Below are 24,485 nucleotides of genomic sequence, written 5' to 3' on the forward strand. Positions count from 1 at the left end.
GGTTGGATGTTTACTGGCGTTAAGACTTTGTTTCTTGTCACTCCCCCCTCGTTCGAGTACAATACCAAAAAATTCTGTCACATTTCGTTGTCTCAATGAGCAGCGCTGCTCCAACCCCTTTGCAACGACACAGAGAACACATACTTATGATCGCAACATCTTCACGACAGGTAGCCGTGCCACGCACACAACGTCGCCGCTTCACGGTTGAACATCTGGCCTATATTGGCCTTGGCTTGCTCTCGGTGCTTATGCATCTGTGGGCGCTTGGCGGTCGCTCATTGCACCACGATGAAACGATTCATGCGTACTACTCGTGGTTGCTCTATCGCGGCGATGGCTATTTGCACGATCCGTTGACCCACGGGCCGTTTTTGTATTATTGGACAGCCTTGCAATACTTTTTGTTTGGCGACAATGAATTTACAGCCCGTTTGGCCGCCGCGACCTTTGGCATAGCTCTAACATTAACGCCGTGGCTGCTGCGCAAAAATATTGGGCGTGGTACGGCCTTGATGATGGTGGGCTACCTATTAATTTCGCCAGTAACTCTCTATGTCGGGCGCTTTATTCGCCACGATATTTTTGCAGTTACCCAAGAAATTATCTGTCTGATTGCGATCGTTCGCTATATCTCCACCCGCCATGTGCGCTGGATTTATATTTTCTTTGCCTCGTTTGCCTTGATGTTTGTCACGATTGAGACATCGTATCTGTTTACCTTGACCCTTGGCAGTTTTATTGTCTTGGTTACGCTGTGGCAGGTCAATCGCAAGCTGTTGATCCTATTTGGGGTTTATGGCTTGTTGGCGGTGGCTTGTCTCAAGGGCATTCCTGATCATCGCGGCCTCGTGGTTTCGGGCAGTGGCAACCCTGCTCCGGTGCTCGATGCCAATGGTCAAGAGCAATGGTTGCCACTGCCGTTGGTCACCGAAAGCCAAGCCTTGATCGTGCGCAACCAAGGCGATGATCTATTTTTCGACGATACCGCCAATGGTGGCTTGCGCCAAGGCTACTTCTCGAAACTTAGCGAAACTCTGTTTGGTATTAGCGATGCCGAAGCTCAAACCAACCAAAGCCGGTTGTATCACCAAGTCAAAAATCAAACGCTCTATGGCAATAATGGCGTGTTTATGCATATGCCAATTACGGCCTTGACGCTGCTCACGGTGGTCTTTTTGATCGCGGTGATTGTGATTATTTGGTTTTACAAGGGCAAAGATCAAACCCAAACCATGTGGAAACGCGCCGTCAGCCAAGCGCCAGAACGCAGTTTGTTGCCAGCCTTGGATTCGCTTTGGGGCATGCATGGCGCTTTGGCTGTGGTCTTGGGCTTGGTGATTTACGCCGCCTTCTTCACCTCGTTTGGGGTGCATCCGGTTGGCGTGGTTTCGGGGATTGCTGGCTCGCTGCTGTATTGGGTGGCGCAACACGACGTTGAGCGTGGTGGTCAGCCCAGCCATTATTACTTTGTGCAATTGTTGGTATATGAGCCATTGTTGCTGTTTGCTGGCTTTGCAGCCACCATCGCAGGCATTGGCCACTTGGCCTTGCAAATCAAACGTGGCGCTGCTTTGACTGCGCAGCGTATGGCTCCTGGCTTGCTGGCATGGTGGGCGGCTGGCTCGTTTGCCCTCTATAGCTGGGCGGGCGAGAAAATGCCATGGATTACCTTGCACGTTGCAGTGCCGCTAATTTTTATTGCTGCTTGGGGCATCGGGCGCGTGTTTGCTTGGGGCTTTCAGCCAATTCAACGGGCGTGGCTGAGCAAAGAATTGCCAACCCGTCGCACCGAATGGCTTGGCCTAGTGAGCTATTTGGCGGTGATTGGCTTGGTTGCAAGCTACGCCGTGATGCAATTAACCAGAATGGTGCGCATTCAGCCGAATATTGCGCCAACTGGCAGCCCAGCAACGCCAATGTTCCTTGGCAGCATGATTTTGATTGTGCTGGCAATTACTGGCTTTTATAGCATGTTCCATGGCTGGCGACGGGCAGTAACTGGTCTAACGTTGGCATTAACCCTCATCTGGAGCATGTATTCATTTCGCTCGGCGTGGCGCTTGAATTACCAAAATGGCGATATTCCGGTTGAAATGCTGGTGTATGTGCAAAGCTCACCCGATGTTGGCCGCGTGATGGACGATTTGCGCAAGGTTTCAATCGCCGAAACAGGCCGCATGGAATTGCCAATTATGTACGATAATGAGCAAATCTGGAAGTGGTATGTGCGCGAATATACCAAAGCAACGGGCTTTTCTGGCTCGATGAACAGCGCTGCCACGCCGGAAACAGCGGCAATTTTGATGATCGATAGCAACTGGACGACTAACCAAGCCAATGTCGAAGGCTTTCTCGAAGGCCGCTTCCCATTGCGCTGGTGGTTCCCTGAATCGCAGTTCTATCGCTTTGCCGAGGTGCCTGAGCTTGATGCCAATGGCCAAACCATGCGCGATAGCCGTGGCGAACAAGTGATGCAGCCAGCGCCATACGATCAAGATTCGACGATTGGCCGCCTGGTGCGCAACCCATTTGATGCCAAAACCCAAAATGAGCTTTGGCGCTATTTGCTGTTCCGTCAGCCGCCAGCCCAGCTATCGTCGGTCGATTTCAAAGTTTATGTTCGTCCGCGCTATGCCCATGTGTTGGGCGTGCAAACCCAAAATATGAATGGCCAACCGCAGGTGCGTTAGGCCGGTCTGTGTTTCCACTTTGTAACGAGATGATTTGTTGCTTATGACCACACCTGACTTAACCAAAAAGCGTCTGCGTCGCGCTCAGCCACTGCAAGTACGCCGTCGGCAGAGTTCATCATGGTTAGATCGTTCAATTGCATTTGGCTGGCTGAATAGCGAGTTAATTAGCTATGTTGTGTTGATTGCGCTGAGTGTGTTTATGCACTTGTGGCAATTGGGCAATATGGCGATGCACCACGATGAATCGATTCATGCCAAATATAGCTGGCAGTTTTATATGGGCAAGGGCGGTTTTCAATGTGGCATCAACAATGCTGCCTCGGATACCTACTGCTATAACCCAGTTTTTCACGGCCCAACGCTGTATCTCAGTACCTATCTGAGCTACTTTTTGTTTGGCGCAAGCGATGCGACCGCGCGTTTGCCCATGGCCATGGCTGGGATCGCCCTCGTTGCTTCGTGCTGGATGTTGCGGCCATTGATTGGCAAACGTGCAGCCTTGCTGAGCGCAGGTTTGATGTTGCTTTCGCCAACCTTGCTCTACTTTACGCGCTTTGCCCGCCACGATGCCTTGGCGATTTTATTTACCTTCTGGCTGATGGTCGGCTTGTTCCGCTTTTGGCAATCAGGCCGTAGCCGCTGGCTGAATTTGGCAATGGCAAGTTTGGCCTTGCTCTGGGCAACCCACGAGTTGGTGTTTATCATTGGCTTTATTATCATCAGCTTTTTGGCCCAGCGCCTGCTTTGGGAAGCGCTTGGCTCGAAAAAATTTGTGATTGGTTCAGGCATTCTGATGGCAATCACTGGGGTCTTGATGATCTTCCAGCCCCATGTTTCGTTGCCAACTGCCGTCAATCAAGAGGCTAACGAGCTGAATTTTGGCGGCTTGGGCCTGATTGGCTTTTCAACCCTGCTCTTTGGCCAATTGATTAGCCTGCGCTGGAGCGAAGCGCCGTTGTTGCGTCAAGGCTTGCGCTACGTGAGCAAACGGGTGTTTTGGCAAGCATTTGCTGCCTTTGCGGTGACCTTCATCGTGCTCTTTAGCACCTTCTTCACCTACCCACGCGGGATTGTCGATGGCCTGTTTGCAGGCATCAGCTATTGGTTTGGCACACAGCAAACCTATGCTCGCGGCGACCAACCTTGGTTCTACTATTTCATGCAATTGGGCATTTACGAGTTATTGCCCGTGAGCTTGACCTTGGTAGGCTTGGGCGGTTGGCTGGCCAAAATTGGCTGGCGCAAGGCCGTCACCAATTCCAGCATTTGGGATGAAGCTGGTGAGGAAACCGCTAAACCTGCTGCTGACGCAACCGTTGCTGAAGCCGAAGCAGCTCCCGAAGCGGTGGCGATTGAGCCAACTGCTGAAACAGTGGCTCCAATTGGCGAAAATCCAGTTGTGGTTGCTGGCCAAACCTCGTATATGGCCCAAGCTGAGGCCGAAATTCGCGAAGCCACCTTTGAAGAAACCGTGCCAGCAATTTGGCTGGGCTTTTTGTTCTACTGGTTCTTGATGGCGCTGACCCTGTTTTCGTGGGCTGGCGAAAAGATGCCGTGGCTAACGATTCACATGACCTTGCCAGCAGTTTTGGCTGGCGCATGGGCGCTCGATAAAATTGTTGATCGCACCAATTGGGCCGAAACCAAACGCAGCATTGCATGGTTGGCAATTCCTTTGGGCAGCATCGCCTTTGCCCTGATTATTGCAATTATGGGGGCGATTGGCGCAGCGACCGGAGCTAGCCAACAGGTGATGAGCACGCGGGTTAGCGCCTTCTTGCTGGTGGTCTTGTTGCTGATTGTTGGCGTGTTGCTGTGGATGTTAGTCCAACGCGCACGCTTGCGGGTGATTTTCGCCTTCGCCACGTTGGGGATTTTGGCCTTGCTTGGGTTGTATAGCCTGCGCTCAAGTGTGGTCGCGGCCTACATTCAACCAGATGTACCGGTTGAATTTCTGGTCTATACCCAAACTGCGCCGGATATGCCAGTGATTGTGCGCGAAGCTGAGCGCTTGGCAATTAGCCAAACCCGCAACAGTCGCTCAATCGAAGATCCAACTGGCGGCCATAGCATGAAAATCCTGATTAGTGCCGGCGATGATTCAAGCTCAAGCCTTGAAGGGAGTTTGAATCAGCCGCTCGATTGGTATTTCCGCGATTGGACGAATATTCAGTGGGTTCGCAAAAGCCAAATCGCCACCCTCGATCAATCAATGCTCGATGCGCCAATGGCGATTTTCTCCAAATCAAACTTGGCTGCCGACACCACGCAACGTATGGAACAAGCAGGCTATGTGCAGCTCTACGATACTTACCATAACTGGTGGTTCCCTGAGAGCAGCAGCGACGGTCTATCGAGCTACAAAGAAAAAATCTACGATCCCGCCTATGGTTGTGATCCAGCCATGAAAGGCCAGAAAGATGTCAATGGTCGCTCGAAGTTCAACTGTACGCTTGGTGGCGCTTTCATTCTGACCTGGCCATTGCGGCCATCAAACTGGGTGACGATGCGTGAATATATGCTTTCACGCGAGTTGCCAGCGACCGTTTCTTTGGGTGGCCGCGAGATCGTGGTATTCGTCAAGCGCGATTTGGCCAACTTGCCAGTTGGCGAAGGTGGCGCTGTTGCAGGCTCAGGCAGCACGCTCAAACTGGTTTCCGAAGGCCAATTGTTGGGCGACGAGCCAGCGGAACCACGTGGCATTACGACTGGTCCAGATGGCGCGGTTTATATCGCCGATGCGCCAAATAATCGAATTTTGGTCTATCAAACCGATAGCCAAACCAAAATTATTAGCGGCACCAATACTGGCGCATTGCTCGAACCATCGGGCGTAGCCGTCGATGAACAAGGCTTTGTTTATGTTGCCGATACCTGGAATGCGCGGATTGCCAAGTTCGATGCCCAAGGTCGGTTCGTCACCAGTTGGGGCAGTGGCAGCGAAGAGCTACAACCTGGTTCAGGTAAGCGCCTCACGCGCACCGGTGGCACGGCGGAAGGCAATAGCGCCAATCCATTGGGCTTCTTTGGCCCACGCAACTTGGTCGTTAGTGGTGGGCGGGTGTATATCGCCGACACTGGCAACAAACGGGTTGTCGTGACCGACACCGAGGGCAATTACCTCGGCCAAGTTGGCACTGCTGGCGCAGGCATCGGCCAATTCAACGAGCCAATTGGCTTGGGTACTGCCAACAACAGTTTGTATGTTGGCGATACTTGGAATGGCCGGATTCAGGTCTTCCCGCTTGATGCGAATGGCGTACCTCAAGCAACGCCAAGCGTACAATGGTCGGTTGCTGGCTGGCAAACCGATACCTATCTCGACCCATTTATTGCGGTTGATACTCAAGGCCGGGTTGCGGCTGCGGTGCCAAGCAAAAACCAAGTTGCCTTGTATAGTGCAACTGGTCAATTGTTGCTGGTTTGGGGTGGTCAAGGCAACGATGATACCTCAACTGGCCAACCAAGTGGCATGGCCTTCGCCCCTGATGGCAGCGTCTACGTGAGCGAAAAAGCCAATCGGCGTATTCAGCGCTGGGTTTTGCCCAAAGTTCGCTAAATTAACCTGATTGCTCCAAGCCCATGGTTTTAGCCATGGGCTTGGATGTTTAACCCATATAGCTATGCTACAATGGCGCTCTAGCCTCGTTTTGTTGATCTACTACCGTTTTTCGTAGGTGAAGGTGTGTTATGACTCAGCCGCAAACCACATATGACCCCGAAAGTGATAGCTTGTTGTTACGCTTGGCCTATGGCGCTGAATGGTTGCAGTTCGATTTAAATGAATATATGCAAGTAGAGACCGATCCCGAGTTGCAAATTTGCTATGCATTGATGCTGAACGATTATTCCTTGCTGATTGCCCAAACCAAATATGGCCAGCGCTTTTTTCCCCTCGATGGCTTACAAACGCTGCACCAAGAGCAACAAGAACGGCTGTTGGCGTTATTATTGAGCCAAGGCCTGCAACCATTTTTGAGCGTTGCCGCTTTTACCCCATCGTTGGTCGATACCGTGCCCATGATCAGCATCCACGATTCAATTAGCTTCAATCAGGTTGAATGGCAATCGCGCTTCGAACAATATCCTTAATCGGTCAACGTTAATAAGCATTGAGAGAATCTAATATGGCGACAGATCTGTTTCAGGCTGCCCAACAGGCGTTAAATCAACAGAATTATCAGCTTGCCCAACAACACTTGATCACCTTGGTACGAGCCAATCCCAGCCATGGCGAGGCATGGTGGCAACTCGCCCAAACCTTTGATGATCCCCAGAAACGCCAAGATTGTTTGGATCGCGCAGCACGCTATGGCTATCAACCAGCAGCGCAAGCTATCGAGCCAGAATCAGTGCTCCTGCCGTGGGAGCAACCTGATGCTTGGGCTAGCCCACCAGCGCCAAATGTTCCAGCAGCGGCAGTTGCTCCGCCAACACTGACGAGTGCTCAGCTGCCAAATCCAAGTGCTTCAGGCGTAGCACATGCATTTCAATTGCCAGCTGCACCACCCTATCCAAAGTTAAATCCCGCCGATCTGAACCAAATTGTTAAGCTTTTGACCAAACAGCCTGATCGTTCCCAGCAAATTCAGGCTGTTATGAGCATGTTTCATTGCTCTGCTGATCATGCCGATATGCTGCTACAAGGCGTTGCTTATCACCATCAGCAGCTTTTGCGTCCAGCCAAAATTGACCTTGGTCGTTTTGCGCTTGAACTGATTAGCCTGATCATTGGGCTTGGCCTAGCCTTAATTGGCGGCTTTTTGCTTTTTAATCCAGACACAGTTCGGCGTAGATGGCCATTACGGCTTTTTTTCATCGGCCTATTTATCGCCGTCACCGCTGGCTCTCGCCTATTTATGCTCACGCGGAATCCTAATTAATCTATCGTGGCACGGCATTTGCTTCTATAAAAACATATGAAAGCCTGATAGTAGTTAGTTATGATAACAAAGGAGTTAGCAATGGGTAACTTAGGCGAACGGATTAAAGGTAAAGCCGAAGAAGTATATGGCGATGCTAAAGAACGTCTTGGCGATGCTTTAGATAACGAACAAATGCAGGCCGAAGGCCGCGCAACCGAACTCAAAGGCGAAGCTCGTCAAGAGGCCGCCAAAGCAGCCGAACGGCTTGGCGGTATGGCCGATGAAGCCAAAGGCAACCTCAAACAAGTTGCTGGCGATTTGCTCAACAATGAACAAATGCAGGCAGAAGGCGCAGCCGAAGAGCTCAAAGGCGAAGCTCGTCGCAAAGCCAACCAATAGACCTATTGCTTTCCCCCTCATCGCAATAGCTCACCTAACACCGTCAATTCATGGCGGTGTTAGGCTTTTAGGGTGATTTTTTAGCTAGTACCTGCCTCATTTGCCGAACTTGTGGCTCTAAGCTGCGTAGAGTTTAACAAATGGAGGTATGTATGCAGCGTTTAATTGTCAGTTTAGTGGTGTTGATGATTGCAATCTGGCTGCTCCCAACAGCTTCACAGGCAAGCCCAAGTGCGCCGCCTAAGCGCTTTATCGATCAGCCATGGCAGAATCTTTATTATACAAATTTGGTATGGGAAACAAGCGGCCAATGTGCTGGCATGTTTCGAGTTCAAGCCAGCGATTTATGTACCCATGGCCCCGATGCTAGCGAGCCACAACTACTCCAAAGTTGGGCCAATGAATTAATTTACCCTAACAATCAAATACATGTGTCAATGGCTCAATCATCCCAACCTTGCCTTGATGATAGTACCAACCACTATCGAACCCAAGTCTTGTATGTTCGGGCGAGCGATACGCAAGACAATAGCTCAATTATCGCGCCGGTGTTGCGAAAACAATTATTAGGTGTGGATAGTATTTATAACCAAAGTGCCCAACTGACTGGCGGCCAACGCCATATTCGCTGGCAACTCGATCAGGCTTGCCAAATTGATGTTCAGAATGTGGTTATTGCGCCGAGTGCCGATAACGATTTTGGCTCAACAATTGCCGCCGTAGCCGCACAAGGGTTTAATCGTGCTGATCGCAAATATCTCATGTTTGTTGAGGCTCGTTATTACTGTGGAATTGCCACTGTGCAGCACGATACGCAGGCAAGTAGTGCCAATAGCAATAATCATACGGTGGCCTATGCGCGAATTGATGCAGGCTGTTGGAATGCGCGCGTTGTTGCCCACGAACATATGCATATGATTGGCGGCGTTCAGCCAAATGCCCCGAATACAAGCAGCAGTTGGCATTGTACTGATGAATGGGACATTATGTGCTACTCCGATGCGCCATCGTACCCACAATTGGTTATTGCTTGCCCTGAGCATAGCATTCGCGATATTTTTGATTGTGGCCATGATGATTATTTTCATACCAACCCACCAGCTCAGAGCTACCTTGCCACCCATTGGAATAGCGCCAATAGCCTGTTTTTAAGTCAGCAAAGTCAATTTTGGCAGCTTTATCTCCCAGTTGCCGCCCATTGATAGGCGTGATTATTAATGCCAGTCCCGATTAACTATAGGAGTAGTATCCAGATGTGGATTGCTTTGAAGTACCGCTGGAATATACCTTTCGGGCTATAGGCAGTTTGTCGATTAAGCCGTAGCCTTAGTTCATCGATTCACTTTCCCTATGCAGTGCAGCTGCTGCCAACATGATCCAGCCTTGGGCTTTGCAGCGCCAGCTATTTAGATAAACTGCACCAATGGATCTGACTGCAAAGCTGAATTAATTCGATGTAGAATCGCGTGAAAACCTTTCCAAGAGCAGACGAATTGTCTATCGATAGGCCATCGCGAAACGCTATTGATCACGTTTTACCTAGCAGAAAAGCCTTAGAAGGAGCCGCCCATGTCAGCAAACCCAACCACCGAATGGCGTTTCAAAATTTTGGTCGCTGGCCTTGTCATTATTTTTATGTTTGCAGGTTTGAGCCAAGCCAGCGGTAAAAGTGGCCCTATCGAAAGTCCATATCCTATTATGATAACTACCCAGGTTGCTTTTGTTACGCGCACGCCCAAGCCAACGCTGGTGCCAATTACCCGTACGCCGAAGCCAACGCCACGCAGTCCATATCCAACGCCGATCGTAAGCCGCACGCCAGAATCGACACGCACAGCAACGCGCACTCCCGAAGCAACCAGAACCACAACGCGCACACCAGAATCGACGCGCACAGCAACGCCAACCCGTATGCCCGAAGTGACGCGCACACCAACGCGCACGCCAGAATCGACGCGCACAGCAACACCAACGCGAATGCCCGAAGCAACCAGAACCGCAACGCGCACACCGGAAGCAACCAGAACCGCAACCCGCACGCCAGAATCGACGCGCACAGCAACACCAACGCGAATGCCCGAAGCAACCAGAACCGCAACGCCAACGCGTACACCTACCCTTTAATCAGCTTAAATACAAAACGCGGGCGATCAAGCTTGATCGCCCGCGCTTTTTGATTAACTTAAAGTTGTTCGAGCACGGCGCTCTCTTGGCCTAGCATTGAATAGAGGTTGCTCAGCAAGCCTTCTTGAGGATTGATGCGATAGCTTGGCTCTAACATCACTTGACCCATGGGGTTGGGCAGATAGATTGTAATTGGCTGATCGCCCTCGTAGCCCCGCAACACGCGATCGATTTCTTGCATACGCCGAATATCGGTTTCGTTGTTGCCTGAGCGAGGCAAATAGATGTGCAAATGGAAGCGTGGCCCGCTGACAATCGCAACGCTGCCACTATCTTCATGGCTGGCTGCTGGCGCAACGCTTACTTTGCGGCGAGGCCGTGGCACAATCGTAACTGCTGCTGAAGCTGTCGCTTCGCTTTGGCCATGGCCATTGCCGTTACCATTGGCATAATGACCATTGCCATTGCCATTGCCATTGCCGTTAGTGTGCCCATTGCTGGCAGCATAGCCATTGCCATTGGTCGGTGCAGAAACGTTTGCAGTGCTCATCGCTGGACGTACCTCAACATATACATCATCATTGAAGGCTTCCTGTGGCAGTGGTGCGCCATCATCAAGATAGGCGGGCATATCGTCGACTGCGCCAACTGAGCGCCGGACTGCCACGCTTGGCGCAGCTGGCTTGGCGACATTTTTTTGCTCAACAGTGAAGGCACTCACCGATTCAATCATCAATTGCATTTCATCGCGGCGATTATCGACTTTGGCGGTGATTTGCACAATTGCATCATCAACCAAGAATTCAGCATATTGCTCTAAGGTGCGTGGGAAGGCCACAAATTCGATTTCGCTTTCCAAATCCTCGACCTTGCCCACCAGCATCGAATCGCCTTTTTTGGTTTGAATCCGTTTGGTATTCTTAATCATGCCAATCAGGCGGATGGCTGTGCCAATGTGTTTTTTCGTGATCATGCCAAGGCTGATGCGGCCAGGATCGTGGGGAGCATTCTCCAAGGCTTGCGCCATTGGATGCTCGGAAATGTACATGCCCAAGAGTTCTTTTTCCCAGTTGAGCAATTCGCGTTGCATTTCGAGGCCGGTCGCTATCGGCGGGAAGGGAATTGGTGCAATGGTTGGGGTGCTCGATTGTTCGCCGCCGCCAAGCATATCAAACAGGCTATTTTGGCCTGCTTCACGGGCTTTTTGGGTTTCATGGCCAGCACTAATCGCCCGATCAAGAATCGCAAGTTTCTGGTGACGCGTGCCTGGCAACGAATCCATTGCACCACATTTGATCAAACTTTCCATGACCCGCTTGTTGAGCACGCCGCGATCAACCCGCGCACAAAAATCTTCGATGCTGCTGAATGGGCCGCTTTCATCGCGCACTTTCAAAATTGCTTGAATTGGGCCAATCCCAACGTTGCGAATTGCACTCAGCCCAAAGCGAATGCCGCGATTGTATTTGATACCTTCGGGCAATTCGCCAGCAATATCAACAATCTTAAAGCCTTCTTTGCTGCCATTAACATCGGGCGGCGAGACAGCCACGCCCAAGCGCGAGGCTTCGGCAACGCTCTTGGCAACTTCGTCGATTTCGCCCGACGCTGCCGAAAGCGTAGCGGTCATATATTCGGTTGGATAATTATTTTTGAGCCAAGCAGTTTGATATGAGAGCAAACCATAGAGCGTCGAGTGCGGGCGGTTGAACGAATAGCCTGCAAATGGCAGAATCAGTTCCCACAATTCGTCTGCTTGGGCTTGGGTCAAGCCTTTGCGCACACAACCCTCTTTGAAGCGCACCGAGTTTTCGGCCATCAACTCTTTGTTCTTTTTGCTGATGGCTTTGATCACGATATAGGCTTCGCCAAGCGTGTATTCGGCAACCGCTTGCAGCAATTGCATAATTTGTTCTTGGTAAACGATAACTCCATACGTATCCTCAAGAATTGGCTTGAGAATCGGGTGAATATATTTAATTGCGTGCGGATTATTTTTGTTGTGAATGTAAACCGGAATTTGTTCCAGCGGGCCAGGCCGATACAGCGCCACCATACCGTACAAATCATCAACCCGCGTAGGCTTGAGCTGCACCAGGTAACGAGTCATGCCCGCCGATTCTAGCTGAAACACATCAACCGTTTCGCCCCGGCCCAAAGCCTCGAAGGTTTTTTTATCTTCCAGCGGAATATCCGAGAGCCACATGGTTTTGCCAGTGGTTTGCTCGATCAGTTGCAAGGCTTCGGCGGCTACCGAAAGGTTGGTCAAGCCCAAAATATCCATTTTGAGCAAGCCCATTTTGGCCAGCGTTGGCCCTTCAAAGGCAGCCATCACGCCATGTTCATCTTTGGTGGTGCGTTGCAATGGCACCATATTTTCAAGCGGATGGCGACTAACGACGACCCCACAGGCATGGGTTCCGACGCTCTTCATCCGACCCTCGACCTTTTGCGCCCAATCCATCAACTCGCGCAATTTGGGGTCGCTATCGTAAATTTGCTTGAGTTCAGGCACTTTATCCAACGATTTGGCGATCGTCATTCCAACGGGCAAGGTTGGAATTAATTTGGCAACTCGATCAACCTCGCTCAGCGGAATATCGAGCACGCGGCCCATATCGCGCAAGGCTGCTTTGGCTCCTAGTGTGCCATAGGTGATAATTTGGGCCACATTCTCGCGGCCATATTTGGTTGCAATATAATCGAGAATTTCGCCACGCCGCGCATCGGCAAAGTCGGTGTCAATATCGGGCATTTCCAAGCGTTCGGGCGAGAGAAAACGCTCGAACAGCAGCTTGTTTTGCACCGGATCAACGTCGGTGATGCCCAAACAGTAGAGCACCAACGAAGCCCCAGCCGAACCCCGCGGCAGACATGGAATCCCATTCGAGCGGGCAAATTTGACATAATCCCAAACAATCAACATATAATCGGGGAAGCCGGTTTGGTTGATCACATCAAGCTCGTAGCTGAGCCGTTGCACATATTCCAGCGAAGGATTGCCATTGCAGCGCTTGATCAAGCCTTCTTCGCAGATCAGGCGCAAGTACGAGGCGGCATCGTGGCCTTGGGGAATATCAAACTCTGGTAATTCGACCCGCCCGAAATCTAATTTCAAATTGCACATATCGGCGATGCGGCGAGTGTTTTCCATCGGCGCAGTGCCATAAATCTTGTAGCGATCCCACATTTCGTCGCCCGACATAATGTGGTAGGTTTCGTCCATTTGATAATTTTTCGAGCACAACTCTTGGAGCGTCAGGTTAAAACCCATCGCCATCACCCGTGAGTGGGCTTCAAGGTCTTCGCGGCGCACAAAGTGGGTGTCGTTGGTCGCGACCAATGGCACATGCATCTCGTTGGCGATCCGTACCAATTCTTGGTTAATTTCTAGCAGTTCAGGCGTATTGTTGTGCAGTTGTAGTTCGATGAAATAATTCTCAGGCCCAAATAAATCGCGGAACCAAGCCACCGTTTCAACAGCTTTTTGGCGTTGCTTCGATTGGACATTTTGAATCACTTCGCCTGCGATACACGACGAGGTGACGATCAACCCTTCGTGATATTGCTCAAGCAACTGGCGATCGATGCGTGGGCGGGCAAAAATACCTTTGCCCATGCCATCGAGGTGCGAGCGCGAAGTTAATTTGACTAAGTTGCGGTAGCCAACCTCATTTTGGGCGATCAGCAGCAGGTGATAATAATTTTTGCCGCCCTTGACCATGGGATCTTTATTCGAGTTAGGGGCGATATAGGCTTCCATGCCAATAATTGGCTTGACGTTGGCTTTTTTTGCGTTGGCATAAAACTCCATCGCGCCATACATCACGCCGTGGTCGGTTATGGCGATGCTATCCATCTGAAGCTCAGCAGCACGTTCGGCGATGGCTTTGGTTGTGGCATAGCCATCAAGCAAGCTATACTCCGAGTGAACGTGAAGATGGACAAAATCTTTCATAACAAACCTCTTCTATAGCTAGGGTTGCCCATAGCGAAAGCCGCCCAAAAATTGGCGGTAAAAAAGCAGAAAATGCTTTACACAAATGAAGTACAAAAGGTGGTTTTTAGGCCATCGCTATGGTAGAGAAAGCGCTTATTCTCAGCTTGGTGTGTCAAGGGAGCATGTAGTTTACTCAGAATTTGAGGTAAAAAAGCCCGTTTTGTTGGCTCCCGCTTCGTCTTTGTATTATACCATAGCTGCTTGTGGATAACTACGTGAATAAGCTGTGGATTAAAGGTGTAAAACATTATGTCGAGGTTTACTACTAATCAAAATCATAATCCTAACATATATTGACAGTTAAAAATTCTTTGCTATAGTTGGATTTAGATGTATATGGATAGTTGAGGAATATGGTTATGCTAAGGATGTTAAGTTGGCTGGTAAAGCCACTGCTGTTTGTAATTGTTGCTGGAATAAGCTTTTTTTTGCTTAAACGAAGCTTCAATTTTAGTGCAGATCAAGATATCGATCTTTTTATTGGCATACAGGCAATTGGATTAATTTTTAGTATGGTCAGCATGAATCAATCGATCAAAGTAATAAGTTTATATGGATTGATGTTCGTTGGAATGTGGCTTTTGTTCTATTATTTCTATGTTTTGCTACAAACAAACCACCAAAATAATCATCTTTGCGATGGTATGTGCCTTGGATATCAATTTGAAAATAATCCAATCTATTTCTGGTTACTAATAACCGGTTTAGGTTTTGTTTTGATTGGAATATTATTTAAAATCATTATTAATAAATATATAATCAAAGCTATATAAAGAGGAGATTATTATTATGCCATCAACAGTTATCCAAGTTCAATATGAGACATTAGATTTGATTGAAAATCGATTCCTAAAGCTCAAGCAATGCACGGAAGATATACATAAACATTTAGTAATTACCACAGATAATTTACAAGATCGATGGATTGGCAACGCCTTCGATAAATTTCTTAGTGAAATGCAATATGATATCTTTCCTGCGTTAAATCGATTAATTAATAATTTTCAAACTGCAAGCATCTTAACCCAAGAAATCTATCAGGTTATGGCTGATGCTGAACTTGAGGCTGCGAATTTATTTAAGCAATCCGATCAATTCGTCCCAAATAAAATGGTAAGATCTATATCCACTACAAACTTTATCGATGATTTAATCAAAAAAATAAAAGAATTTCTCGAAGAAATAAAAAAACAGCCATTTGAACAACTTCCCATTCCACAACCAGACATGAAATCTCGTAGCGATTGGGAGGCAAGAGAGCCTAGTTTTGACAGGAATGAAGGGCGTTATGATTCAGAAAAAAATCCTAGTGGTTATGCAGATTATAAGGATTTAAAGCCAGGCCAACCATTACCTGAGATCTTGGATACAGTTGTCATCCATCATGAAGGCAATAGTCAAACGCATGATCCTCGCAAGGTGCAAGATAAACACATGGACGGAAATGGATGGGCAGATATTGGATATCATTATATTATTGGGGCCGATGGGACAATTTACCAAGGTCGCGATATCAATGTTCGTGGGAGTCATGTTGATGGTCAAAATACAGGGAAAATTGGAGTCCTTTTCCTTGGTGATTTTGAAAATAATTGGTGGGATAACGATGATGAACCAACTGAAGCCCAAATTGAAAGCAGCAAAAATCTTATTCGTTGGTTAGATTCAGAATATGGCATAGATACAGTACTAGGCCATAAGGATGTTGCAGGGCAAGACACTGAATGTCCAGGAGATAACCTAGAGCCAATTGTCCCTGAATTAGATGAGGTTGCCCAAGAACGCTAATTTAAGCATGAGCCTAATTTGAACTAAAATTAGGCCCATGCTTGTTATTTATCGCACAACCTGCGGTAAATAGTACATATATGCTTCTTCACTCGCGCCAAAGCGCAGTGCTGCCACACCCAACGAGGGCGTTGCCCCAACATGGGTAAATTTGCCTGCAATATATAAATGCTGATCGTTGACACTAATGTGGCTAATTTCAGCATTCGCAGGTTGAGCGAGGCCTTGCCAGGTTGTGCCATCCCAACGGGCTAGTGTGCCAGTTGCCACGGTATCGACGTGCTCGAATGGCCCACCAACATATAAAAAATTATCATCATCGGCAACCAACACATTTGGCACCTGATCGAAGGTTGCAATTACTTCACAACTTTCTCCATTGAAGCGGCACAATTGATCGTGGTCTAGGAAGTAGAGCGAGCCGCGCCAACCAACAATTTGCAAGCTTTTTTGGCTATCGCGAATTCCAAGAGTGGTAATTTCATACCAAGTTGTGCCATTCCAGCGCTTAAAATAGGTGTACCAATAGCCGCGTTCGCTACTTGGGTCAACCGCATACAATTGATTATCGGTCATCAACACCGTATCAAACCAGCCCAAGCTGCCGCCATTATGGGCGAGGTTGGTAATGTTGCCGTGATCAAGTTTGATCACGCCGTCCAATGAACCACCATCGAGATTACCCAGAAGCTGAGTGCCAGAAATAGACCACGTGCTAATCGTCGCACTCTGGCTTAGCGGATCACTGAATGAAACGTCTGGCTGAATTTGCCAAAGATTTCGCGCAATGCTGGTGGTCGTGGTGATGGCTCGCTCAGCAGCAAAATAGCTAGTTTGATCATCAACCGATAGCACTTCGAACGATGATGGGGTTATTTTGTGCAGTAACGGTTGCCAACTCTGGTTATGCCAACTTAAAAGCTTTTGATCAGACCATGAAATTAATGGCTTGCGGTCGCTCGTAAGCGCAATTGGCCGACCTTGCTGGCCGCCAAGGCTCGCAACATTAGCATAGCGAATGGTTGTAGCAAGTGATTCAAGCTGGGTTCCATCCCAACGGACGAGGCTGCTTGGCTGCCCATTGAGCGTAAAATCGCCTGCAAGATACAGGATATTGTTATGGTTGGCGAGGGTCTTAATCTGACGAATTTGCATCGGCAAGTTGACTAATTGCCACGCATCGGAGGTAAGTTGATACAACGCTTGGCTGTCGCTGACATACATTTGCTGATTGGCAAGTTGGGTCAGGCTCATGTAACTCAATTGAAGCGAGGTTGAAATGCCATTCGTCCAATCATCGTTTTGCCATTCTTGTAATTGGCTCATCGTGCGGCTGGAATCAGCAAATATTGGGCGATAGAAACTATCGTTACCAGCAAAAACCAAATCGAAATTATAGTTTTGGATTGGATCAGGCCAAGGCGGATTAATCCATTCATCATTTTGCAACAACGCATAGCTCAGCGAATATTGCTCCTTGCCTGGATAGACATGGGTGATCATCATGCGATTATTCGCAAGCGCCATTTGGCTTACCTCGGCAATCGGATGATCGGGTAAGGGTATAATTTGCTGATTGCGCCAGCCAATGATCCCTTTGGTTAGTTGATTATTGAAGCGATTGAAATTACCTGCTAAATAGAGCGTATCGCTCATAACCTCTAATTGATTAAGTCTCGCTGGTTCACCAGTATCGTAGCTAATCCCACTGCCCACTGGCTCAAAACCTGTACCATTCCAAAGAGCAATTCCGTTCAGTGGGGTTCCCGCCAAGTGCTTAAACGAACCACCAAGATACAGTTGATTGTGATAGTAGGCTGCTGTCGCAACCGCACCACTTTCCTCAGCATGCAGCCCGTAGCTTTGCCAAACTCCTTGCTGATCCAGGCTGGCCAGCCCATTAACCAATTGGCCATTGAGATAGTTGAAATCGCCCATAATGGTTAATCTGCCGTCGTCGGCAAATACCAAATCGGTGATCGTGCCTGGAGTATTGAGTTCGTTGGCCAACTCAGTATCCCAAGTTCCTGTGATCGATTGGCCATTTGGGATCGGTCTCATAGTTGGGTTAAATTGATTCGAAGCACTAGCGACCACCGACGACCGCCTACTAGCGCCCAAAATTGCTAACTGCAGAACAATGAACAACACCAGCATCCGCCAGAGTGATGAACGGGTTGGCAGCATTGAAAAACTCCTTAATAATTGTTGAGTAAAACAACTAACTATATACTGGTATATAGCAGGTTTTCAACTATTTGTAAACATTGTAAAGTGAATGAAAAAACCCTGCTCCAAATTTGGAACAGGGTTTGGGCTAAAGTTGCTCAGCCATTTTTTTAGAGCCAAGCCGCCAGCAGATAGTAGACCAAGGGCGCGGTAAACAGCAGCGAATCAACCCGATCGAGCAAGCCGCCATGACCTGGAATCAGGTTGCCCGAATCTTTGACTCCTGCTTGGCGTTTCAACAATGATTCGGCCAAATCGCCCAGCGTGCCACCGACGGCCCCAATCAAGCCTAGAATAATTTTTTGATCCAAGGTTAATGGCATGCCTAAAAGCGCCACAATACCAATTCCAGCAGCGATTGAGGCGATTGTGCCACCAACAAAGCCTTCCCAGGTTTTTTTGGGGCTGAGCAAGGGAGCCATTTTGTGCTTGCCAAAGGCTCGGCCAGCAAAATACGCGCCGGTATCCGAGGCCCAGGTTACGGCAAAGGTTGCATAAATCCAGGCTGCGCCTGTTTCGATGTTGAACGAGCTTAACGGGCCACCACTCAAGGTTGGGCTTGGATCAGCGCGCAGCAAGACGAAGTGGCTGAGCATGGCTCCCGCATAAATTGCGCTGCCCAAACTGGCTGCCCACGCATCGAGCGCGCCCGTGCGATCCTTGCGACTAATTTCGTAGATCAAACTAGCCATTGCGCCAAGCGCGACAACCGCGCCAGTTAAATTGACGCTAGTGCGTGGTTGGGCAACTGCCGCCGCAACAAAGGCTAAGCCAAGGCCAATCGCTAATGGCAAGCGTGGATGATAGCCACCAGCCCGCAAAATCCGTTGAATTTCATAGATGCCGATGACGACTGCAATGGCAATCAGCGCGGTTGTCCACCAACCACCCAACCACACGATGATCAACACGACCGGAGCTAATACCAAAGCGCTTGCAATTCGCGTGCCCAACGTGGCCTCCTCTATGCGTTTAAAGGCTGAGAACGTTGGTTAGCATACCACGAATTAACGTCCCCAAAAATGCTGCACAATATCCTGATCGAAGGTTTTTTGGCCATAATCGTGCAAGATGCGCAAGATCTGTGCCCGATGGTCGGTGGCATGGTTGGTAATTTGCAGCAAAACTTGCCAGCGCGCCAAATTAATCCCCGGCAAGACCTCGGCTAATTGCGCATCGTTGAGCTGCTCGACATAGCTGGTTACTTGGCCGCGTATGTCGTTAAACACCTCGCGCACGCTGCTAATCGTGGTGTATTCCGCTGGGTCGAGGTGTGGAGGTCGCTGACCAGTTTGCAAACCAGTGAGCCATCCCCGTTCGACGCTGGCAACATGCACCAAGTGGTTGCGCAACGAGCCATGAGAATAAGGATAATCGGCGCAAAATTGTTCGTCGCTCAAGCCCTCGATGCTTTGCCAAATTCGTTGATCAAAATCGGCGTTATAGGCCACCAAACTTTTGATAATCGTGATCGCTTCCATACAGATACCTCAGCACAAAATCAATTAGTTGCATCATAGCTTAATTTGCTTAGATTTGCGAACATTTGTACGCAATCCTAACTCGTGCATGAGACTGATGGAAACGTTCTCGAAAGCCGTATAATGCGTTTATTGGCATATCAGGGTTTTGCAAACAAGGCTAGGCAGGTTATGCAACAGCAGGAAATTGACGCGCACGTTCGGCATAATGTGGTGGTTAATGTCGCCGATGGCGCATTTTTTGGGGCCGCGACCGGCATCGCCTCGTTTGTGACGGTTATTCCATTGTTTATGCACACGTTGACCGATTCGGCGCTCTTAATTGGGTTGGTTTTGGCAATTCGCTCGGTTGGTTGGCAGTTACCCCAATTATTGACGGCGCGGCGGGTTGCTTCGTTGCGGCGCTACAAGCCAATGGTGCTGCTCATGACCATCAACGAGCGTATGCCCTTTTTTGGCTTGGGCTTAATTGCGTGGTTTGCTGCTGATTTGGGTCGTGAATTGGCGCTTTGGCTGGCATATATGCTATTGATTTGGCAAGGCTTGGGTGGCGGCTTAACGGCCACCGCTTGGCAAACAATGATTGGCAAAATTATGCCCCAACGTTGGCGTGGCACGTTCTTTGGGGTGCAATCTGCTGCGGCCAATTTGCTGGCCAGCATCGGCGCGGTCGGCGCAGGGATTATATTGGATAAACTGCCCTCGCCGCTGGATTTTGCGCTGTGTTTTGGCATTTCGGGCATCGCGATGGTTATTTCGTGGTCATTTTTGGCTACAACCAAAGAGCCAAGCCGCGAGCCAGAATATACCCATGGCAGCCAACGTGATTTTTGGGCCAGCATTGTCACGATTCTCAAACGCGACCGCAATTTTCGTTGGTTTCTGGCGGCACGCATTATCTCGCAGCTTGGGTTGATGGCAACAGCGTTCTTTACTGTCTACGCGGTGAAACGCTTTGGGCTTGATGACCAAACTGCCGGCATTATGACCGCGATCTATTTGATTACCCAAACGATCGCCAACCCGATTATGGGCTGGCTCGGTGATCGTATTGGCTATCGGCGGGTGATGGAATTCGGTGCACTGTTGGCCTTAGCTGCTGGCGTGGGAGCGTGGTTAGCTCCAGCTTTGGGTTGGTTTTATCTGATTTTTGCGCTGGCTGGAATAGCGAATGTAGCCTTGTGGACAATCACTATGTCGATGACGTTGGAATTTGGCAGCCTCGCCGAGCGCCCAAGCTATATTGGTTTGGCCAATACGCTGGTTGCTCCGGCAACCTTGGTTGCACCCTTGATTGGCGGTTGGCTAGCCGATTCAGCAGGCTACACCTATACCTTTGCAGTGGCGGCAGCTGGCGGTTTACTGACGTGGCTGATTTTGCGTTTTGGCGTGCGCGACCCCCAAACTGCCCAATCAACCAACGAACCACAGCTTGAGCAACAGGTTGTGGTAGTTTCGTGATGTTGATCCGCGAAGAGCACGAAGCGCACGAAGGATAAATTGGCTATAGGCTTTGGGCTATTGGCTATGTTGGATCAATTTAACGCAGAGGCGCAGAGCTTTTTTTAACCACGAAGAGCACGAAGCGCACGAAGGATAAATTGGCTATAGGCTTTGGACTATTGGCTATCGGAGATTGGTTAGAAAATACATCAACAACCATTTAACGCAGAGGCGCAGAGAAATGATGGATAAGGCTTTTGATGTTAATTCCATTAATTGTTTCGATAGCTTATAGCCAATAGCCAGCTCTGCGCCTCTGCGTTAAACAGCAACCTTCTCGGGCCTGACTCCTTCGCTCTATGTTCTATATGCTTAATTTTGATTTTTGACTTCTGACTTCATCCTTCATCCCTCATCCTTCATCCTTATATTGCTTATCCTCGGCGGGCTAGCTCGGTAGCAATTGGCAAGGTTACCCAGAAGGTTGTGCCACGGCCAAGTGTGCTGGTGGCCCAGATGCGCCCGCCATGCAATTCGATCAAGGCTTTAGTGATTGATAAACCAAGGCCTGTGCCGCCAATTTTGCGGGTTGTCGAGTTGTCGACGCGGAAAAAGCGCGTGAAGAGCTTGGGTAAATCATCTTCGGAGATGCCCATGCCTTGGTCGCGCACCGCAATAATCACCGAGCGCTCGTTGGGCAGCGGCGGCGCACCAGGCGGCACTTTGCGCAATTCACGCACAATCAGCGCCACTTGACCGCCATTGGGCGAATATTTGATCGCATTCGAGAGCAGATTGGTCAAAATCTGCCGCACTTTATCTTTATCTGCAAAGATCGGCGGAATACCTTCGGGAATATCAATTAACAAGCGATGTTTCTCGGAAATTGTTTCGTTGAGTTGCTTGGTAATTTCGCGAATAATTTGGTGCAGCGAAACCACCCAGCGATTGAGCTTGATTTGGCCTGCATCCAAACGCGAAAGATTGAGCAAATCATCGACCATTTTTGAGAGCTGGTTGGCCTGATCATAAACGGTTTGGATAAATTCTTGGCGTTCGATAGGTTTGAATTCACGGGCGAGCAGCAACTCGGTATAGCCCAAAATTGAGGTCAGCGGCGTGCGCAATTCATGCGATACCACCGAGACAAATTCGTTCTTCATTTTGTCGATTTCACGTTCGCGGGTCACATCTTCAATCACAACCAAGCGCCCAGTAATTTGATGTTGCGCATCTTTAACCGGAGTTGAGCGTAATTTCAAATCTTGTAGCGGCTCGCTCAAGCGCAAGGCCAATTCGAGCGTTTCATCGGGATGAGCTTGGCATTCAGCAAAGAAATCGGTCAATTCTAATGGGTGCGAAAGCCGTTTCAGCAGCAATGGCAAAATATCCCATGGCAAATAGAGCGCGGTTTCATCGGCTGGTTGCTCAATTTGCCAAAGCTGATACCACGCCGGATTAGTGCGCAAAATTCGGCCTTCGCTATCGGTCAAGGCCAAGCCCAAGGGCAAGCTGGCCAACGTCTGCTGCAATTGCATGCGTGCTTCGAGCAATTCGCTATAGCTAGTGGCGCGTTGTAATGGCCGCGCCGCCACATCGGCCAAGGCTTGGATAAAATACAGATCGCGGGTGGTAAACAGTGGCTCGCGGTTGGTCGAAAGCACGAGCACCGCCCAAGCCTCGCCCTCAACCCGCACCGGCACGACGATTTCGGCCCGTACATCGGGGGTTGAAAGTTGCCATTCGCTATCGTGGGCAATATCGGTTAATAATGCAGCCTTGCCTGTGCGGGCTACGCGCCCAACGACACCAACATTCCAAGGCCACGAGGCGCGCTCGCTAATGCCTGAGGCAGCAGGATAGCCCTGCGATGCGACGAGTTGATATTCGCCATGCTCACGATCAACTAAATTAATTGCGCCAGCGCTGGCCTTCACGCCGTGGATGGCGCGCTGTAAAAGCGTGGTTAAGAGGCTAATCACATCGGGCGCAATCTCTAAATCGTGGGTTAACGCTCGCACATCAAGTTGCTGCTCGCTATTTGTAGGGTGAATCGGTCGGCCCCAATGCGATTCGCCGATGGCGGTGGCGAGCAAGGGCAATAAATTACTCAATAAGGTGCGTTCGCTGGCGCTAAATGTTCCGTTGCGTCGCGCTTCCAACACGCCCCACAAGCGGCCTTCCCACTGCACTGGCAGCCCCAAATAGCATTGCATATCTGCTTGCCATTCGCTGGCAACGATTGAGCTGGTGGTAAATGGGCTGGGTGGCAAGGCTGGCGCAGTGTGTTGATCGATCACGACTGGTTGTCGCCGTCGCACCACCTGCATCATGCGGGTGTTATCCCACACGGCGCTGGTGCGGTGCAACGGCAAAACAACCTGTGGGCGGGCATCTGGCTCATTGAACAACGTTAAGCGTAAATCCAGCTGAGGATAGCTATCAGCCAACATGCCAAAACAATGTTGCAGGCGTTGCTCGAAGGGCGTGGTTGCCAGCAACGTTTGAGCCAAGCTACTAAATAAAGCAAGCGTCGACATAGAATCCTCAAAGGTTTAACGGTATTCAAAAATTAATGGGCGTTGGGAATGTGGTGGCCTTGCTCGAAAAGTTCGCTCGCAGCCAAGGCTGCACCGATAATGCCAGCATTGTTTTGCAGCGTGGCCGGAACCAAAGGCGCGTTGGTTTGCAAAAATTGGCCAAATTTATCGAAGCGTTTGCTCACGCCACCGCCCATAATCAGCAAATCGGGCGAGAATAGAGCTTCGATGCGGGCCAAAACTTCGTTGACTTTCTCGGCCCATTTCGGCCAATCCCAGCCTTTTTCTTCGCGCACCCGATCCGAGGCCCGATGTTCAGCGTCTTTGCCACGAATTTCCAAATGACCAAGCTCGGTGTTGGGAACCAGCAAGCCTTGCACAAACAAGGCACTGCCAATGCCAGTGCCAAACGTCAACATCATCACGACCCCATTGTGCTCCTTGCCAGCGCCATATTTCATTTCGGCCAAGCCAGCAGCATCAGCATCGTTGAGCATATGAAACGGGCAGCCAGTCGTTTGCTCGAACAATTGGTCAGCATTTGCGCCAACCCAAGCTTGATCAACATTGGCAGCACTGAGCGTATGGCCATTTTTGACAATTGCAGGAAAGGTACAGCCAATCGGGCCATGCCAATTTAATTGCTGAACTAATTGCTGCACCGTTTGGGCCACAGCCTCGGGAGTTGCTGGTTGGGGCGTGCTAAGCCGCAAGCGTTCGCTGATCATCGTGCCTTGGGCGACATCAACAATCGCCCCTTTGATGCCTGAGCCACCAATATCAATGCCCAAAATTGCCATTGCCCTACCTCACTACACTACAAGCCATGAATTGCTCTATTGTACTACGCTTGCAGGCCAAAATCAGCCGCGCTGGATTACCAAATGCCAACAATTGGGGGTTGGGGTTCGGGGATCAGG

At 49.7% G+C, this 24,485-nt stretch carries 16 protein-coding genes; 10 read left to right on the forward strand and 6 right to left on the reverse strand.

The window, feature by feature from the left end:
- The first annotated feature begins 146 nt into the window (after positions 1-146).
- From C5S61_RS14290 to C5S61_RS14320, 7 genes are all read left to right on the forward strand, one after another.
- Complete coding sequence (locus C5S61_RS14290) at positions 147-2,693, forward strand: flippase activity-associated protein Agl23 (protein ID WP_164689489.1); 2,547 nt, start codon at positions 147-149, stop codon at positions 2,691-2,693.
- 43 nt (positions 2,694-2,736) lie between these two features.
- Positions 2,737-6,255, forward strand: a complete 3,519-nt coding sequence (locus C5S61_RS14295; protein WP_110515726.1) for a flippase activity-associated protein Agl23 — start codon at positions 2,737-2,739, stop codon at positions 6,253-6,255.
- A gap of 131 nt (positions 6,256-6,386) precedes the next feature.
- Positions 6,387-6,788 carry a hypothetical protein gene (locus C5S61_RS14300; protein WP_110515727.1) on the forward strand — a complete coding sequence of 134 codons (402 nt, stop codon included), beginning with the start codon at positions 6,387-6,389 and terminating at the stop codon, positions 6,786-6,788.
- Between the two features lie 35 nt (positions 6,789-6,823).
- Positions 6,824-7,579, forward strand: coding sequence for a hypothetical protein (locus C5S61_RS14305; RefSeq protein ID WP_110515729.1), 756 nt, complete (start codon positions 6,824-6,826; stop codon positions 7,577-7,579).
- Positions 7,580-7,660: 81 nt separating this feature from the next.
- Positions 7,661-7,960: a CsbD family protein gene (locus tag C5S61_RS14310; protein ID WP_110515731.1), complete on the forward strand. Its 300-nt coding sequence runs from the start codon at positions 7,661-7,663 to the stop codon at positions 7,958-7,960.
- Between the two features lie 152 nt (positions 7,961-8,112).
- Positions 8,113-9,162, forward strand: a complete 1,050-nt coding sequence (locus C5S61_RS14315; protein ID WP_110515733.1) for a hypothetical protein — start codon at positions 8,113-8,115, stop codon at positions 9,160-9,162.
- A gap of 367 nt (positions 9,163-9,529) precedes the next feature.
- Complete coding sequence (locus C5S61_RS14320; protein WP_110515735.1) at positions 9,530-10,084, forward strand: hypothetical protein; 555 nt, start codon at positions 9,530-9,532, stop codon at positions 10,082-10,084.
- A gap of 58 nt (positions 10,085-10,142) precedes the next feature.
- Here the strand turns inward: C5S61_RS14320 and dnaE are convergent, their stop codons facing one another.
- The gene (gene dnaE / locus C5S61_RS14325; protein ID WP_110515737.1) at positions 10,143-14,042 is read right to left on the reverse strand and encodes a DNA polymerase III subunit alpha; all 3,900 of its coding nucleotides are present in this window, start codon (positions 14,040-14,042) and stop codon (positions 10,143-10,145) included.
- A gap of 401 nt (positions 14,043-14,443) precedes the next feature.
- On the opposite strand from dnaE, the gene C5S61_RS14330 reads away from it, so the two are divergent.
- Together C5S61_RS14330 and C5S61_RS14335 are read left to right on the forward strand one after the other, a co-directional pair.
- Entirely contained in the window at positions 14,444-14,857 is a 414-nt protein-coding gene (locus C5S61_RS14330; protein WP_110515739.1) for a hypothetical protein, read from the forward strand.
- Between the two features lie 16 nt (positions 14,858-14,873).
- On the forward strand, positions 14,874-15,872 hold the full coding sequence (locus tag C5S61_RS14335; RefSeq protein WP_110515741.1) for an N-acetylmuramoyl-L-alanine amidase: 999 nt from the start codon (positions 14,874-14,876) through the stop codon (positions 15,870-15,872).
- A 48-nt stretch (positions 15,873-15,920) separates the two neighbouring features.
- Here C5S61_RS14335 and C5S61_RS14340 read toward each other — a convergent pair whose 3' ends face one another.
- The 3 genes from C5S61_RS14340 to C5S61_RS14350 form a co-directional block, all read right to left on the reverse strand.
- Positions 15,921-18,059, reverse strand: coding sequence for a hypothetical protein (locus C5S61_RS14340; protein ID WP_110515743.1), 2,139 nt, complete (start codon positions 18,057-18,059; stop codon positions 15,921-15,923).
- A 152-nt stretch (positions 18,060-18,211) separates the two neighbouring features.
- Positions 18,212-19,054: a phosphatidate cytidylyltransferase gene (locus tag C5S61_RS14345; protein ID WP_205701404.1), complete on the reverse strand. Its 843-nt coding sequence runs from the start codon at positions 19,052-19,054 to the stop codon at positions 18,212-18,214.
- A gap of 54 nt (positions 19,055-19,108) precedes the next feature.
- A complete protein-coding gene (locus tag C5S61_RS14350) occupies positions 19,109-19,582 on the reverse strand; it encodes a DinB family protein (protein WP_110515745.1) in 474 nt (157 codons plus the stop codon).
- Positions 19,583-19,753: 171 nt separating this feature from the next.
- On the opposite strand from C5S61_RS14350, the gene C5S61_RS14355 reads away from it, so the two are divergent.
- Positions 19,754-21,043 (forward strand): MFS transporter, encoded by a 1,290-nt coding sequence (locus C5S61_RS14355; protein ID WP_164689491.1) that lies wholly within the window; start codon positions 19,754-19,756, stop codon positions 21,041-21,043.
- 416 nt (positions 21,044-21,459) lie between these two features.
- On the opposite strand, the gene C5S61_RS14360 is transcribed toward C5S61_RS14355, so the two are convergent.
- Positions 21,460-23,565 (reverse strand): ATP-binding protein, encoded by a 2,106-nt coding sequence (locus C5S61_RS14360; RefSeq protein ID WP_110515749.1) that lies wholly within the window; start codon positions 23,563-23,565, stop codon positions 21,460-21,462.
- Between the two features lie 32 nt (positions 23,566-23,597).
- Positions 23,598-24,365: a polyphosphate--glucose phosphotransferase gene (gene ppgK / locus C5S61_RS14365; RefSeq protein ID WP_110515750.1), complete on the reverse strand. Its 768-nt coding sequence runs from the start codon at positions 24,363-24,365 to the stop codon at positions 23,598-23,600.
- Positions 24,366-24,485 lie beyond the last annotated feature (120 nt).

Origin of the sequence: Herpetosiphon llansteffanensis (assembly GCF_003205875.1) — a bacterium.
GTDB lineage: Bacteria > Chloroflexota > Chloroflexia > Chloroflexales > Herpetosiphonaceae > Herpetosiphon > Herpetosiphon llansteffanensis.

What these genes read in the sequence shown, in the direction of transcription:
- C5S61_RS14290 (WP_164689489.1), top strand. Translation starts at nt 147, where the DNA reads ATGATCGCAACATCTTCACGACAGGTAGCCGTGCCACGCACACAACGT.
- C5S61_RS14295 (WP_110515726.1), top strand. Translation starts at nt 2,737, where the DNA reads ATGACCACACCTGACTTAACCAAAAAGCGTCTGCGTCGCGCTCAGCCA.
- C5S61_RS14300 (WP_110515727.1), top strand. Translation starts at nt 6,387, where the DNA reads ATGACTCAGCCGCAAACCACATATGACCCCGAAAGTGATAGCTTGTTG.
- C5S61_RS14305 (WP_110515729.1), top strand. Translation starts at nt 6,824, where the DNA reads ATGGCGACAGATCTGTTTCAGGCTGCCCAACAGGCGTTAAATCAACAG.
- C5S61_RS14310 (WP_110515731.1), top strand. Translation starts at nt 7,661, where the DNA reads ATGGGTAACTTAGGCGAACGGATTAAAGGTAAAGCCGAAGAAGTATAT.
- C5S61_RS14315 (WP_110515733.1), top strand. Translation starts at nt 8,113, where the DNA reads ATGCAGCGTTTAATTGTCAGTTTAGTGGTGTTGATGATTGCAATCTGG.
- C5S61_RS14320 (WP_110515735.1), top strand. Translation starts at nt 9,530, where the DNA reads ATGTCAGCAAACCCAACCACCGAATGGCGTTTCAAAATTTTGGTCGCT.
- dnaE (WP_110515737.1), bottom strand. Translation starts at nt 14,042, where the DNA reads ATGAAAGATTTTGTCCATCTTCACGTTCACTCGGAGTATAGCTTGCTT.
- C5S61_RS14330 (WP_110515739.1), top strand. Translation starts at nt 14,444, where the DNA reads ATGCTAAGGATGTTAAGTTGGCTGGTAAAGCCACTGCTGTTTGTAATT.
- C5S61_RS14335 (WP_110515741.1), top strand. Translation starts at nt 14,874, where the DNA reads ATGCCATCAACAGTTATCCAAGTTCAATATGAGACATTAGATTTGATT.
- C5S61_RS14340 (WP_110515743.1), bottom strand. Translation starts at nt 18,059, where the DNA reads ATGCTGCCAACCCGTTCATCACTCTGGCGGATGCTGGTGTTGTTCATT.
- C5S61_RS14350 (WP_110515745.1), bottom strand. Translation starts at nt 19,582, where the DNA reads ATGGAAGCGATCACGATTATCAAAAGTTTGGTGGCCTATAACGCCGAT.
- C5S61_RS14355 (WP_164689491.1), top strand. Translation starts at nt 19,754, where the DNA reads ATGCAACAGCAGGAAATTGACGCGCACGTTCGGCATAATGTGGTGGTT.
- C5S61_RS14360 (WP_110515749.1), bottom strand. Translation starts at nt 23,565, where the DNA reads ATGTCGACGCTTGCTTTATTTAGTAGCTTGGCTCAAACGTTGCTGGCA.
- ppgK (WP_110515750.1), bottom strand. Translation starts at nt 24,365, where the DNA reads ATGGCAATTTTGGGCATTGATATTGGTGGCTCAGGCATCAAAGGGGCG.